The organism is Arthrobacter sp. 92, assembly GCF_050260325.1.
In the GTDB taxonomy this organism is placed as follows: domain Bacteria; phylum Actinomycetota; class Actinomycetes; order Actinomycetales; family Micrococcaceae; genus Arthrobacter.
Genome location: NZ_CP189863.1, coordinates 1,538,973 through 1,552,721, shown reverse-complemented (window position 1 = coordinate 1,552,721; position 13,749 = coordinate 1,538,973). Strand labels below are relative to the sequence as shown.

The window sequence follows — 13,749 nt, the reverse complement described above, 5'->3', positions numbered from 1 at the left end:
TTACGGTGGGCCGGACTCGCTAGGGCGTCACGTCAACTCTAATGGTGTGGAAGCCGGTGGCGCCGTCGGGCGCCACCGGGGCGCGCTGTTCGGTCTGGGGCGTGCCGTTCAGATCCGTGGCCCTGACCTGGACTTCGTACTGCCCCGGCGTGAGGGGCAGGGCCAGTTCCCACTGGTACCAGGTGTCGCGTGAAATCCCCGGGGCCAGATGGGCCGCCTGCCAAGCGCCGCGGTTGACCCGGAGCTCCACTTTGCCGATGCCGGTGTGCTGGGCCCACGCAACGCCGCCAAATGCCACGGTCCCCGCACGGACAGTCCGCCCGGCGCGGGGCACATCGATCCGGGAGGATGTCTTGATGGGACCCCGCTCGCTCCAGCCGCGGGGAGTCCAGTATCCGACGTCGTCCGCGAAACGCGTCAGCTTAATTTCGGTGAGCCATTTGGTGGCCGACACGTAGCCGTACAGGCCCGGCACGATCAGCCGGACCGGGAAACCATGCTCCAGCGGCAGGGGTTCGCCGTTCATGCCGACGGCGAGCATCGCGTCCCGGGTGTCCGTTAGCGCTTCGAGCGGAGTGCCTGCGGTCCAGCCGTCCTTGCTGCGCGAGAGCACCATGTCCGCTCCGCTCCGCGGGCCGGCCATGGCCAGCAGTTCCCTGACCGGCCATCCCAGCCAGCGCGCATTCCCAATCAGGTCCCCGCCCACCTCGTTGGAGACGCAGGCGATGGTCACATGGCGTTCGATCATGGGTTTGGCGAGCAGGGTGGCGAAATCCAGCTCGACCTCGCGGTCCACCAGTCCCGTGACCTTGAGCATCCATTTCTCCGGGTCGATGGCCGGGACCGTCAAAGCTGTGTCTATCCGGTAGAAATCGCGGTTGGGCGTCACCAATGGGGACAGGTCTGCGAGCGTTAGTTCCGCGCCAGCCGGGAAAGGTGGCGCCGGGGAGGCCGCAGCCGGCAGGACCAGCTTGCTTCGGAGCTCGCTGACACCGGCAGCGGCACCCCGCAAGGCGGCGGCGATGACGCCGCCGAGCGCGGCGACGGCCGCACCTCCGCCCAGAGCCTGCAGGAAGCGGCGGCGTGCAGGGCCTGCAGCCGCGCTGCCAGGCTCCGGGCTCCAGGTGCGCAGGCGCCCGACGAGCCCGCGCAGCACCAATATTGCGGCAGCCGCGGAAAGGAGCGGCACCGGAATGGCGCTGGCTGTCGCCTGCGCCCGCCCCATTACCGCCGCCAGGCCAACCACGCCGAACACGGCGATCACCGCAAAGCCGGCAAAACGACGGCGCCATTCGAGGACTCCCGCGAGGGCGGCCAGCAGGGCTATCGCCAACGCCATACCGCCCAGCAACGCAGCCTTGTCGGCCATTCCAAACACGCCGATGGCCCATTCCTTGACAGCTGGCGGCACAGCATCAATCACGGCACCGCCAACCGCTGTCACGGGTGAAACCGAAGGGCTCAGCAGGCCGGCGGCAAGTTCGCCCAGGACCACCCCCGCGGCCACGGCCACCATTCCCGCGGCGGCAGCCCATCGGGTTTGGACTTTTCCAGCGTGCGGCGCATTCACTGGACGGCCCCGTTCCGGGGGGACTCGTTCTGGCGCTGTTCCCTGCGGGCCGGTCCTCTCCGGGCCGGCTCTGTCTGACCCGGCACTGTCTGGGCCGGCACCTTCTCGGCGGGTACCTTCTGGGCCGGTACATTCTGGGCCGGGAGGTGCAACGAAAAGCGGCAGCCGCCGTCGACATTTTTCACCCTGACGGTGCCATCGTGGGCCCGGACGATTCCGGCCACCATGCTCAGTCCGATTCCCGCGCCGCTGTAGTCCGCTCCCGCGGCGGCGGCTCCAGCTGTGTCCATGGCGGACCTGTTGCGGGAAGGATTCTTCTGCCAGCCCGTCTCAAAAAGGCGGGCAAGGTCCTCTTCGGCGATTCCGCCGCAGCCATCGGTCACCGAGATCATGGCGTCACCGCCATCACGGCCCACCTCGACGGTTACCCGGGAACCGGGGCTGCTGTAGAGGATGGCGTTCAGCACAACGTTGCGGACTGCCCGTCCCATCGAGGGCCCGTCCGCCAAGGCCAGGCACTCGCGGTCACCGCCGCCGTCGAGCACTATGCTCCGGCGCGCCGCCAGAGGTGCCAGATCCGCGATGGCGTCACTGGCCAGGTCATAGAGGTCCAGTGGTTCGGCCTGGAGGCGCAAGGTGCCGGCCTGGATTTTGGAGAGCTCCAGGAGATCGTTGACCATTGCGGCCATCTGCTCGGTCTGCGCGATGATAGTGCGGTAGTAGCCGGCGACGTCGGGGGCCATGCCGTCTTCGAGCGCCTCCACCATGGCCCGCATGCTGGCCAACGGTGTGCGCAGGTCGTGCGATATCCAGCTCACGAGTTCCCGGCGGGAGCTCTCGACGGCGGCCTCCCGTTCACGGGATTCGGCCAGCATGCGGCTGCTGCGTTCCAGTTCCTGCGCGAGTTCGGAGAGTTCCGAACTCATGACCGGCGAGGGAAGCCCGGGGCTTTCGCCGCGCCCGATGCTCCTGGCGGCGGCGGCCAGCGTCTTTGCGTTTCCGGAGACCCTGGCTCCAAGCACGAGGGAGATGGCCACGGCCACAGCGGACGCGATGGCCAGGACGTACCACATGACCTCCAGGTCACGCGCGGAGATGAACATGGCATTGAACGCGCTGACCATGCCCGCGGTCAGCACCGCCACGGTGGAGAGCACCACCACGCAGACCTGGACAGCGATCGAGGTTTTGCGAAGCGGCATCAGGGACAGGAGCGATAGGGCGCCGATGACCACGGCCCAGAACAGCGCCCACCCGACGATGGTGAGCAGCTCAGCGGTCTGCATCGCGCACCTCGCCCGTTCCGGAGGCAGGCAGGCTCTGCTCGGCCGGTGCGGGTGCGGTGGCCGGTGCCGGTGCGGGTGCGGTGGCCGGTGCCGGTGCGGTGTCAGGGGCATCCAGCCGGTAGCCCACACCCCAGACAGTCTTCAGGAGGGAGGGCCGGGTGGGATCAGCCTCGATCTTCTCCCGCAGCCTGCGCACATGGACGGTCACCGTGGACAAGTCCCCGAAGTCCCAGCCCCAGACGGCCCTGATCAGTTCCTCGCGGCTGAACACCTGGTTGGGGCGGCGCAGAAAGAAAGCCAGCAGGTCAAACTCACGGATAGTCAAGGTCAGGGGACGTCCACGATGGGTCGCGGTGCGTGAAGCCGGATTCAGCTGGAAGCCGGCCGCCTCCACGGCGGCTTCGGGACTGAATTCCTGGAGACTCCGGCGCAGCACCGAACGTACCCTGAGGACCAGTTCGCGCGGAGAAAAAGGCTTGGTGATGTAGTCATCCGCGCCCGCTTCGAGGCCCAGGATCCTGTCGTCCTCTGTGCCCAGGGCCGTCAACATGATGACCGGCACGCTCATGGTCTGCCGGATCCGCCGGCAGACCTCAACCCCGTCCAGGCCGGGCAGCATCCGGTCCAGCAGGACCAGGTCCGGGCTCCGCTCGGCCGCGAGCCGGAGGGCCGTGAAACCGTCCCTCGCCAGGTCAACCTGGAAACCGGCCTGCAGGAGATAGTCGCGGACCACATCGGCTATGGTCAGTTCGTCTTCGACGAGAAGGATCCGCCGGTGACCGATGGCGGCCTGGACCGGAGCCGGCTGGGACTTGTTCACTCCTCCAGCATAGGTTCGCGGCCGGCCAGCGGCGGGGGTTATGGCACCCCTGGAGCGATCCGTAGGACTTCTGTAAGATCCGTGGCGGCCGCGGGCGTTATGGTTGGCCCCAACGTGGCGTAGCCTGAATTTATGACTGTTCAGCTTGGCATGCCGCAGCCCAGGGACGGAGCCATCACGGGCCCGGGGACCTCCAGCCCGCCGCCGCGCCCGGAGGGCCTTGCACCCGGGCTTGTGGACAGATACGGACGCCGTGCCACGGACATGCGGCTTTCGCTGACGGACAAGTGCAACTTGCGCTGTACCTACTGCATGCCTGCGGAGGGACTGGAGTGGCTCTCAAAACAGGCCGTGATGACCGCGGCCGAAATCACAAGGATCGTGAGAATCGGCGTCGACCACCTGGGGGTGCGGGAGCTGAGGCTCACCGGCGGCGAGCCGCTGGTGCGGGCAGACCTCATCGAGATCATCTCCGCCCTGCGGCTGGCCCATCCTGAACTGCCCATTTCCATGACCACGAACGGCGTTGGACTCGATAAGAAGGCTGCGGGCCTGAAGGCGGCCGGGCTGTCCCGGATCAACGTCTCGCTCGATTCGCTGCACGAGGAAACCTTCACCAAACTCACCCGGCGCCCCTTCCTGGACAAGGTCCTCGCCGGCGTGGACGCGGCCTGGGCCGCAGGCCTGGGGCCCGTGAAACTGAATGCCGTGTTGATGCGCGGCATCAACGACACGGAGTCGCCGGCCCTGCTCGCCTGGGCGCTGGACCGCGGATACGAGCTGCGTTTCATTGAGCAAATGCCCCTGGATGCGGATCACGGCTGGACCCGGCGCAATATGATCACCGCCGCTGAGATCCGGGGCATCCTCTCGGAGGAGTTTGTGCTCAGCCCCGATCCCCGGGCCCGCGACGGAGCCCCGGCGGAGCGGTTTGAAGTACGACGCCGCCTGCCCGGTGCGGCGGACGGGCAGGGCCCCATACTGGGTACCGTGGGGATCATCGCCTCGGTCACCGAGCCTTTCTGCGCGGATTGCCGCCGCACCCGGATCACGGCGGAGGGCAAGATCATGAGCTGCCTGTTCTCCCGCGAAGAGTTCGATCTCCTGGGGCTGCTGCGCGCGGGCGCCAGCGATGAAGAGCTGGCGTCACGGTGGCAGGATGCGATGTGGGTCAAGCCCAAGGCCCATGGCATGGACCATGTGGGGCTCGACGCCCCGGACTTTGTCCAGCCGGACCGCAGCATGAGCGCCATCGGAGGCTGATCTTTTCGTGAACGTACGCTACTTCGCTGCCGCACGCGCTGCCGCCGGCGTGGATGAGGAACGCTTTGAGCTCGCCGACGGCGGCACCCTGGCCTCCCTGGTGCAGGCGATCCTCGCCGTCGAACGCCCCGAGCCGCCGGCCGGTACGCCGCCGCTGGCCCGGATCCTGTCCCGCTCCAGTTTCCTGCTCAACGAGGTCGCCGTCCGGGACCACGCCACGGCGCTCAAGCCGGCCGACGTCGTTGACGTGCTGCCGCCGTTCGCAGGCGGCTAGCGCAGCACGGACAGGCTCTCCGCGGCGCATCAGCTTCGCAGCCCCGCTGAGGTGCCCAGGGCCAGGCCCAGCAGTGCGCTTCTGCTGCGGACCCCGCAGGTGGCAAAGATGGCCTTGAACTGGTCCTGAACGGTGTAGGGACTGATCCGCATGGCGGCGGCCAGTTCCGCCGTGCTGAGGCCGCCGGCGGCGAGGCCCAGCAGCCTGTGCTGTTGCCTGGTCAGCGCAAAGCAGCGGGCAAATACCTCGAGGCGGTCCGCGGCCGGGCATTCCTGAACCGTCACCGCCAGCGGAGGCGTTGACCCCGGCGGGCCGCCCTCCACAGCGGTTGTCCCTGCCATCCTGGTGGCGCGCAGGAGGGCCCAGTCGCCGGACCCGAGCGGCACCCGCGAGAGCGCCGGGTGGCTGTCCACCCCTGCTTCCCTGGCCACCAGCTGGGCCGCGACGTTGAGGACCTCGGCGGGGACCCCTTGGTACGGCCGCGGGCCGGGCTGCAGCAGGCCCAGCCATTCGCCGGCAGATGCCGTTTGCCCCACCACGGCCATGGACTCATCCAATGTCAGCACCGCCTGCTGCGGCAACGGCCTCCGCCGGGCCGGCGAAGGTGTGGCCCTGACCGTGGAGGTGGTGGTTTCCCGCCGGCATTGTGCCGCCCTGCTCCGGCGAAGACCGGCCGTCAGTGCCGGCACCACAGAGGCGAGGTACGCCGACTCGTCCTCGGAAAAGCTTCCCTCGTCTCCGCCGCGCCACAGGTCAAGCCAGCCCCAGCAGCCGTGCTTGTCCGCAAAGACCGTGGACAGGATGTCCGTCACGTCGAATCGCCGCAGCAGGCGGTCCCAGAGCAGGCTGCCCGCCAGCTCTCCCCCAGTGGCCGCCATCAGGCTCATGACCGGGCGGGGCCGGCCCACGAGGGCGGTCCACCGGCCTTGCGGTGTCAGGTATTTCAGCCGGATCAGGGCCGGCAACTCCTCCGGGCACGGGATCCTGGCCATCGGCGAGATGCCGGTGGCCGACTCGGGATCCGCCAGCGGCCACACAAAGGCGCTGAACGGCACCATCCTTCCCAGCTCCTCGAGTGCTTGACGGCGCAGGTCATGGTCCTCCAGCGTGCCCTCGCAGAGACTCCTGATCCGCTCCTGACTCCGGTTCAGCGCCCAGCTCGTGGCCATGGAACCAGTATCCGCCGGACGGGTGGGATCCGGACCAACAGGCCACCCAGATTTCTGGGATTTCGGCCGACGTCCAGCCAGGCCTAGCGTGAAGTATCCCAGCAGCCAAGCACCAACAGCGACGAGGAGAGCGCCATGTTTACCTTGCAGATCGAGCACCGAATCAGGGATTTTGGTGTGTGGAAGACGGCCTTCGACCGGGATCCGGTGAACCGGTCGGCATCCGGAGTCACGGCGCACCGGATCAGCAGGCCGGTGGATGACCCGCTGTATGTGCTGATCGAGCTCGATTTCGAGCAGCGCGGGCAGGCCGAAGCTTTGTTGGCCAATCTTCAGGCGAAGGTCTGGAACTCTGCCTTAGCCGCGCCGGCGCTTCAGGGGGCGCCAATAACCCGGATCCTGGAGACCGCGTCCTGAGGAGTTTCCGCGTTTGACGGGCCAGCGCCTTCAGCGGGCCAGCGCCGTCCGCACTGATTCCGCCACGGCGGCGGCGCCGGCCTCGCCCATGACGATGGTGTAGTGGTTCACCTCCGGAACCTCGCGGATCCGAAGGTCCGGGAGCTTCTCAGCCCAGGCGTCCAGATAGCCGGGCGCGTAGAGTCCCGAGGGCTCGTTGAGGAGGCCGCGCGGCGCCCGGAGCACCTCGGTGTCCACGGCCAGTTCGTCGAGGGCCTTCAGCAGCGAGGCGCCGCGGTGCAGCTCGGCAGTGTCCTCGGCCATCGCCTGATAGCGCGTGGACGGACGCAGCTCGGGCTCCTCGCCGGTGAGGTCATAGTCCACGTAGGCCTCCACCAACGGACCCCAGTCGTGGCTGAAGGCGGGATGCTGCCGCCAGAAGGACCGGTACACCTCGCGGCTGGGGAACGTCGCTTTGAGGCGTTCGGCCGCGGGGCCCAGCACCGCCGCGACGATTTCCTCATCGGAGAGTCCGTCGGGAACCTGCAGCGGCAGTCCGCCGTCGACGAGCACAAGGGAGCGCACCCGTTCCGGGAACATGTTTGCCAGCACAACGGCGACGAAGCCGCCCATCGAGTGCCCGACGACGACGACGGGCCCGGTTGTCAGCGCGGCCAGCACAGCCGCGAGGTCTTCGGCGTGCGAGGGCATGCCGTATGGCGCGGGCAGCCCGTTGCTCCGGCCCCGCCCCCGCAGGTCCGGGGCGATAATCCTGACATCGGGCAGCGCCTCTGCCAGATACGGCCATGCCTTGTGCGAAGCGGTCACGCCGTGAACGGCCAGGATGGTGGGGGCAGCCGAGTCCTCGGGTCCCCAGATGCCGGTGTGCAGCATGCCGCCGCGGACCTGCACGTCCGTGGCCCGGTAGTTGGTGTTCCCTGCTTCTCTGGTAATTCCTGACGCTCGTGTCACGGGGCTGTCCCTTCCTGTTCTGAATTCGGTACGGGCGTGGGAGCGGGCGCCAGCGCCCGCTCGATGAACTGCATCATTTCCTCGAACACTTCCTCCGGAACGTCCGCCCGGGCGCCCCGGGCGGGCTCGGCGCCCTCGTCGTCCCAGAGGACCCAGCGCATGCCGATGAGTTCGCCGATGCCCATCAGCGCCCAGGCCGCCACGGTGGGATCCATCTGCCGGACTTCGCCGCTAAGCTGGGCCGCTTTAAGTCCCTCGATGTAGCCGTTGACGATCCGCGTGTAATGCAGCCGCAGTGCGCCCGGCGAAACGAACTCGGCCTGCCTGATAATCCGGTACAGGGCGGGGTGTTCGGCGGTGAATTTGAAGAATGCCCGGAATCCGGCCCGTTCGGCCTCCAGCCGTGTACCGGCGCCACGGGCGGCATCGGTCATGGCGTGCCGGACCCGCCGGTTCAGGTCCTCCACGACCTCGTCGAAGATGGCCTGCTTACCCTCGAAGTAGAGGTAGAAAGTGCCCAGGCCCACCGCGGCAGCCTCGGTGATCTTCACGATCGAGGCCTCGTGGTACCCCACTGAGGCGAACACGGCCTCCGCTGCCTCCAGCAATTTCGCCCTGGTACGCGTGCCTCTCGCGGTGCGCGGCGCGGCGCTCACTGCCCGCCTCCGCTCAGGCCGTGGCGTGTCTGTGCATGTTGAGAAGGAGCATGTTGCGTGGGGACAGCTGGCGTCAGCTGCTGCCGCAGCTTGGCCCGCAGCACCTTGTTCAAGGCCGTCCGAGGGAGCGCGCCAACCGTCTCTACCCTGGCCGGGACCTTGAAGTGGGCAAGCTGGGAGGCGCAGTGGTCGCGCAGTTCCTGCTCGTCCGTGGCCACCCCGGGCCGGATGACCACGAAAGCGACGCCGGTTTCACCCCAGCGCTGGTCCTCAACGCCGACGACGGCGGCCTGCGCCACGGCGGGATGGGACAGCAGGACTGCCTCCACTTCGGCCGGGGCCACGTTTTCGCCCCCGGAGATATAGATGTCCTTGAGCCGGTCCACCACCCTGATGAAGCCTTCCGCATCACGTTCGACGAGGTCCCCGGTGCGAAGCCATCCGCCGGTCAGGACTGCGGCTGTGGCGGCGGGATCCCTGAAGTAGCCAGCGAAGACGCCGGGACCGCGGACCAGGAGCTCTCCGGCCGCGGCGCCGTCGAGGATCTCGCCGGTGGCAGGGGCCGCCACCGCCACGTTCACGTGCGGGTACGGTTTGCCGGAGTAGCCCACCATGCGTTCGGCGTCCTCATTGGGCAGGCACAGCACGTTCGGTGAGGCCTCGGTCAGCCCGTAGCCCTGGCTGAGCGCCACTCCCCTGCGGTGCCAGATCCGCAGCAGCGGGGCGGGCATCGACGCCCCGCCCACCACAGCGTGGCGCAGGCTGCCGAGCTCGGCATGAGGGAAGTCCGGGTGTTCGGCCAGCATGAAGTACTGGGTGGGAACACCCATCAGCATGGTGACGCCCCGCTCGGCAATCAGCTGCAGGACCCGGCCGGGTTCGAAGCCGCGCTCCAGCACAACGGTGGCTCCGGTCCACCACGCCAGCAGCGGCTGGATGTTCCACCCGCCCACATGGAACTGCGGAAGCACAGCCAGGACGACGTCGGTGCTCCCCATGTCCAGCGTCCGGGAAAGGGACAGATTGGTCCAGAAGCAGTTGGCGTGCGTCAGGACGGCGGCCTTACTGGCCCCTTCGGTGCCTGAGGTGAAGATCATGAGGAGGGCGTCGTCGTCGCGCACCTCCCGCTGACCGGTATCGGTCCCCGGAACAGGGTCCTGTGACGACGCGCGCCTCCGCGAGGGCGGCGGCACGGACTTCTCGACGCCGCCCGGACCGAGGGAAGCGGTACGGGGCCTTTGTGGTAGCAGCGCGCAGGACGACGCGGCGAGCGAGTCGAGCTCATCTTCGACGAGCAGGAGTTGGGGGTCGGATAGTTCGAGTTGCCCGGCCAGCTCCTTCGGCGCCAGCCGCCAGGAAAGCGGGACCAGGACGAGTCCGGCCTTGGCACAGGCAAAAAACGCCACCACATGGTCCGAGCTGTTGCCGGTCAGGGTGGCGATCCGGTCGCCGACCATGTAGCCGGCTGACCGGAATCCCGCTGCGAGGGCGCTCGCGCGGCGTTCCAATTCCCCATAGGTGAGGGTGCAACCACGGTCATCGATGGCCACCCGGTGTGGGGTGGCAAGGCTGCGGTCCGTGGTCCAGCGGCCCAAGGTGTGCAGTCCGTTTGCGGGGCTCATGCCGCCTCCTCCAGGATTTCGCGGGATGTTTCAGTACGTTGTCCGGTGCGCCGCGCTTTTTGCCGTCCCGGCCCCCGTGTCAGCCGCTGTGCAGCGCCGGTCAGTCCGCCGGGCAGGAAAAGCACCACGAGGATGAACAGGGTGCCGAGGATGAACAACGGCTCAGACAACGGTACCCGCAGGACGTCCGGCAGGGACTTGACGGCCTCCGAATTGGCGAGCGTGGTCAGGCGCTGGTCCAGGATCGTATAGAAGACCCCGCCGATCACGGCGCCCCAGCGGGAACCGACACCCCCGAGGACCACCATCACCAGCAGGGTGATGGTGAGGTCCGCTGATATGGCCCGGGGCACGGCGCCGCTCTGCAGCAGGAGGAAGACCATGCCGATGATGCACACCAGAACCGCGGAGACCACGAAGATCAGCAATTTCACGAGGTACGGCTGAAGGCCCAGGACCCGGACGCGGAGCTCGTTCTCCCGCACTGCCGCCGCCACGTGCCCGGCCCGCGAGGACTGCACCACAGTGACCACGATGAAGACGGCAACGAGGACCGCCAGGGCCAGCCAATAAAGATTGCGCGTGTTGACCACGCCCACGAGGAATTCGGGCAGGTTCTCGGTGCGCAGGGTCAATCCTTCGTCCCCGCCGGTGGCACCATTGGGGTTCCGGCCCACGATCACGGAGCCGGCCTGGGCGAAGGCAAGCGTCACCATGGCGAACGGGATCCCGCTGACCCTCAGGCTGATGCTGCCCACCACATGGGCCAGCACGATCACGATCAGCAGTGTCAAGCCCATGGCAGGCAAGAGCGGGATATCCAGGTTTTTCAGGATGATCGCCAGCCCGTAAACTCCGGCGCCGAAATACAGGGCATGGCCGAAGGAGAGCAGCCCTGCCACCCCGAGCAGCAGGTGGTAGGTCAGCGCAGCCGCGGCCATGAGCATGCACATCGCCAGCAGTTGCAGCGACCCCGGCGTGTATGTCGGACCAGGCAGCACCCCCGGCAGGGACAGGTTGAGCAGGGGCAGCAAGACCAGCAGCAGCACTCCGGCCGCGCTGCCGGCCACGGCCGCGATGCGTCTGGGGCCCTTGCGAAGACGCATGGTGCGCCCCGCATCGGAAGCGGGCCGACGCGGCCCTGCCGCCCTCTTCGCCTCGTCCTTGTCAGGGTTGTTGGTGTTGGGGTTGCTGGTGTTGGGGCTGCTGGTATGGGTGCTGCTGGCGTCGGGGCTGTCAGTGTCAGTGCTCATGCGGTTCTCCCGAGCAGGCCGGAGGGACGGAAAAGCAGTACCAGCGCCAGGGCGAGCACGACGACGAAGTCGCCGGTGCCGCCGAGGTAGAAGTTGGCGAACTGCTGAAGGACGGCGACGGCGACTGCCGCGACGGCGGCTCCGGTCAGGGAGCCCAGACCGCCGATCACGGTGACGATGAAGGCGAAGATGAGCAGCGACCCGCCCAACATCGGCGAGACGTAGCCGAAATAGTGCGAGGCAAGGACGCCGCCGAGTCCCGCTGCCGCGCCGCCGATCGTGAAGACCAGGGTGAAGGCCTTGCGGACGTCGATCCCCAGTGCCGTGACCATGGACCGGTTTTCCACGCCGGCCCTGATGATCATGCCGTAACGCGTGTTCTTGAGGAAAAACACCAGGGCCAGCAGCACGAGGCCGGCGGCGATGATGCAGACGAACCTGTCGTTGGGGACGTGGGCGCCGAAGATTTCCGTGGTGTCCTTGAACCAGGCGGGCCCCTGGATAAACACCGGGTCGGTGCCCCAGATGCCGTCGAACAGGGCAACCGCAGCGAGAGAGAGTCCCACCGTGACCAGGACCTGTTCAATGTGCCGCTGGTACAGCCGGCGGATGAGGACGAATTCGGTGAATGCCGCGAACCCTGCCCCTGCGGCGGCTCCGGCCGCAAGGGATAACAGGAATGTTCCCCAGTTATCCGATCCGGTCCGGCGCGCGATCTCCCAGCCGGTGAAGGCGCCAAGGGTGAGGAAGGCGCCATGGGCGAAGTTAAGGACGCCCATGAGTCCGTAGATGAGGGAGAGCCCCGCTGCCACGAGGAAGTACAGCGCGCCGAGGCCGAGGCCGGTAAACAGCAGCAGGATCAAGGTGCTCACAGGGCCGTGCCTTCCCCGGCGGGTATGCCGTCAACTGAGCCACCGTCGGTTGAGCCGCTGTCGGTTGAGACGCCCAGATGCCGCCGGGTCAGCTCGGCGTCGTCAAGGAATTCCTGTGCTCCGCCGGTGTGAACCACCCGTCCGCCGGACAGGACGACGGCGCCTCCGGCCAGTTGGCGCACTACCTGCAGGTTCTGTTCGACGAGGAGGATGGGCACAGTCCTGGCCGCTTCAGCGAGGGTTTCGGCGACCTCGGCCACGATCCTGGGTGCCAGGCCCTTCGTCGGTTCGTCCACGAGCAGGATCTTGTTGGTGTTCAGGAGCGCCCGTGCGAGCGAAACCATCTGCTGCTGGCCGCCGGAGAGCGATCCAGCCATCTGGGCGGACCTTGCCAGCAGGTCGGGGAAGAGGTCCTCCACGAATTGTCGGCGCGGCGACGCGTCCCGTTCGGCGAGCCGGAGGTTTTCCGCCACGGTCAGCTTGGCGAACACCTCCCGGTCCTCGGGCACGTAACCCACTCCCCTGCGGATGATCCGGTAGGTCGGTTCCTTGTCGATCCGCACCCCGTCGAGCTCTATTGCTCCCGTGCGGTCGATCAGTCCGATGATGGCTTTGATGGTGCTGGTCTTGCCGACGCCGTTCCGGCCCAACAAGGCCGTGATGCCTGTGGCGGGGACGCTGAAGGAGACATCCTCGACCACCTGCTGGCCGGCGATGGAGGCGTTGAGGCCCTTGACGGTCAGGATGGACGCGGCCGGGACCGGCCGCGCTTCCGGGTTTGATGCGGGGGCGTTCACTGGATTCATACGGGTTCTCCCAGGTAGGCGCTTTGGACGGTGGGGTCCGCCATGACGGCGGCCGGGCTGTCCAGGGCCAGCAGGGTTCCGTGGTGCATCACGGCCACCCGGTCCACAAGCCCCATCACCACATCCATATGGTGCTCCACCATCATCACGGTGCAGCCGCGGTCCCGGTGCAGGCCGCGGATGATGGCGGTGAGGGACGGGACGTCCCCCGACGCCACCCCGGCCATCGGTTCATCGAGGAGCACCACGGCTGGATCGGTCGCCAGCAGAACGGCGATCTCCACTTTGCGCTTCTCGCCGTGCGAGAGGTCCCCCGCCGCCGTCGTCAGCTGTCCTGACAGCCCGACCTCCGCGATGGTGCCCCGGGCGATGCGCGTGGCTTCATCCGAGAACGACGGGAAGCGCAGGATGCTGAAGCTGCCCCCCAGCTTCGCCTGCGCGGCGAGCCGGACGTTCTCCAGCACGCTCAGCCGGGGAAACAGGTTGGAGGTCTGGAAGGTTCGTCCCAGCCCTGCCTTGGCACGCTGGTGGATCGGCGCAGCCGTAATCTCCCTGCCGTTGAGCCTGATGCTCCCCGCGGTGGGGCGCATCACGCCGGAAATCAGGTTGAAGAGGGTGGTCTTTCCGGCCCCGTTGGGGCCGATGACGCCGATCATCTCGCCGGCGTTGATGGTGAAGCCGACATCCTGGAGAATGCGGGCGCCACCGATCTGCAGGCCAAGGCCGTCCACCGCGAGGGCGGGCAGGGCTGGGGATATCATGCGGATCCTTCGTGACTCGCTGGAATTTC

At 67.6% G+C, this 13,749-nt stretch carries 14 protein-coding genes; 3 read left to right on the top strand and 11 right to left on the bottom strand.

Annotated features, from left to right (window positions below; all coding sequences use genetic code 11):
- Window positions 1-19: 19 nt before the first annotated feature.
- From ACP4XC_RS07085 to ACP4XC_RS07075, 3 genes are read right to left on the bottom strand one after another with little or no spacing between them, the layout of a single operon-like run.
- Entirely contained in the window at window positions 20-1,516 is a 1,497-nt protein-coding gene (locus ACP4XC_RS07085; protein WP_427175046.1) for a molybdopterin-dependent oxidoreductase, read from the bottom strand.
- Between the two features lie 50 nt (window positions 1,517-1,566).
- The gene (locus ACP4XC_RS07080) at window positions 1,567-2,856 is read right to left on the bottom strand and encodes a sensor histidine kinase (RefSeq protein ID WP_427174162.1); all 1,290 of its coding nucleotides are present in this window, start codon (window positions 2,854-2,856) and stop codon (window positions 1,567-1,569) included.
- Window positions 2,843-3,676, bottom strand: a complete 834-nt coding sequence (locus ACP4XC_RS07075; protein WP_427174161.1) for a response regulator transcription factor — start codon at window positions 3,674-3,676, stop codon at window positions 2,843-2,845. Before ACP4XC_RS07075 ends, ACP4XC_RS07080 begins: the two co-directional genes overlap by 14 nt.
- A gap of 132 nt (window positions 3,677-3,808) precedes the next feature.
- Here ACP4XC_RS07075 and moaA point away from each other — a divergent pair, with 132 nt between their 5' ends.
- A complete protein-coding gene (gene moaA, locus ACP4XC_RS07070) occupies window positions 3,809-4,939 on the top strand; it encodes a GTP 3',8-cyclase MoaA (protein WP_427174160.1) in 1,131 nt (376 codons plus the stop codon).
- A gap of 7 nt (window positions 4,940-4,946) precedes the next feature.
- Window positions 4,947-5,213 (top strand): MoaD/ThiS family protein, encoded by a 267-nt coding sequence (locus ACP4XC_RS07065; protein WP_427174159.1) that lies wholly within the window; start codon window positions 4,947-4,949, stop codon window positions 5,211-5,213.
- Window positions 5,214-5,242: 29 nt separating this feature from the next.
- On the opposite strand, the gene ACP4XC_RS07060 is transcribed toward ACP4XC_RS07065, so the two are convergent.
- On the bottom strand, window positions 5,243-6,382 hold the full coding sequence (locus ACP4XC_RS07060; RefSeq protein ID WP_427174158.1) for a response regulator transcription factor: 1,140 nt from the start codon (window positions 6,380-6,382) through the stop codon (window positions 5,243-5,245).
- Window positions 6,383-6,517: 135 nt separating this feature from the next.
- On the opposite strand from ACP4XC_RS07060, the gene ACP4XC_RS07055 reads away from it, so the two are divergent.
- Window positions 6,518-6,799: a hypothetical protein gene (locus ACP4XC_RS07055; RefSeq protein ID WP_427174157.1), complete on the top strand. Its 282-nt coding sequence runs from the start codon at window positions 6,518-6,520 to the stop codon at window positions 6,797-6,799.
- Window positions 6,800-6,829: 30 nt separating this feature from the next.
- Here the strand turns inward: ACP4XC_RS07055 and ACP4XC_RS07050 are convergent, their stop codons facing one another.
- The 7 genes from ACP4XC_RS07050 to ACP4XC_RS07020 all read right to left on the bottom strand — a co-directional run bounded on the left by ACP4XC_RS07050 (window position 6,830) and on the right by ACP4XC_RS07020 (window position 13,720).
- Window positions 6,830-7,750: an alpha/beta hydrolase gene (locus tag ACP4XC_RS07050; protein WP_427174155.1), complete on the bottom strand. Its 921-nt coding sequence runs from the start codon at window positions 7,748-7,750 to the stop codon at window positions 6,830-6,832.
- Window positions 7,747-8,406 carry a TetR/AcrR family transcriptional regulator gene (locus ACP4XC_RS07045; RefSeq protein ID WP_427174154.1) on the bottom strand — a complete coding sequence of 220 codons (660 nt, stop codon included), beginning with the start codon at window positions 8,404-8,406 and terminating at the stop codon, window positions 7,747-7,749. Before ACP4XC_RS07045 ends, ACP4XC_RS07050 begins: the two co-directional genes overlap by 4 nt.
- Window positions 8,403-10,028 (bottom strand): class I adenylate-forming enzyme family protein, encoded by a 1,626-nt coding sequence (locus tag ACP4XC_RS07040; RefSeq protein WP_427174153.1) that lies wholly within the window; start codon window positions 10,026-10,028, stop codon window positions 8,403-8,405. Before ACP4XC_RS07040 ends, ACP4XC_RS07045 begins: the two co-directional genes overlap by 4 nt.
- Entirely contained in the window at window positions 10,025-11,134 is a 1,110-nt protein-coding gene (locus tag ACP4XC_RS07035) for a branched-chain amino acid ABC transporter permease (RefSeq protein ID WP_427175045.1), read from the bottom strand. The genes ACP4XC_RS07040 and ACP4XC_RS07035 overlap by 4 nt, the downstream gene beginning before the upstream one ends.
- A gap of 143 nt (window positions 11,135-11,277) precedes the next feature.
- Window positions 11,278-12,153, bottom strand: a complete 876-nt coding sequence (locus ACP4XC_RS07030) for a branched-chain amino acid ABC transporter permease (protein ID WP_427174152.1) — start codon at window positions 12,151-12,153, stop codon at window positions 11,278-11,280.
- On the bottom strand, window positions 12,150-12,959 hold the full coding sequence (locus ACP4XC_RS07025) for an ABC transporter ATP-binding protein (protein ID WP_427174151.1): 810 nt from the start codon (window positions 12,957-12,959) through the stop codon (window positions 12,150-12,152). Before ACP4XC_RS07025 ends, ACP4XC_RS07030 begins: the two co-directional genes overlap by 4 nt.
- Window positions 12,956-13,720, bottom strand: a complete 765-nt coding sequence (locus tag ACP4XC_RS07020) for an ABC transporter ATP-binding protein (RefSeq protein ID WP_427174150.1) — start codon at window positions 13,718-13,720, stop codon at window positions 12,956-12,958. The genes ACP4XC_RS07025 and ACP4XC_RS07020 overlap by 4 nt, the downstream gene beginning before the upstream one ends.
- Window positions 13,721-13,749: the final 29 nt, after the last annotated feature.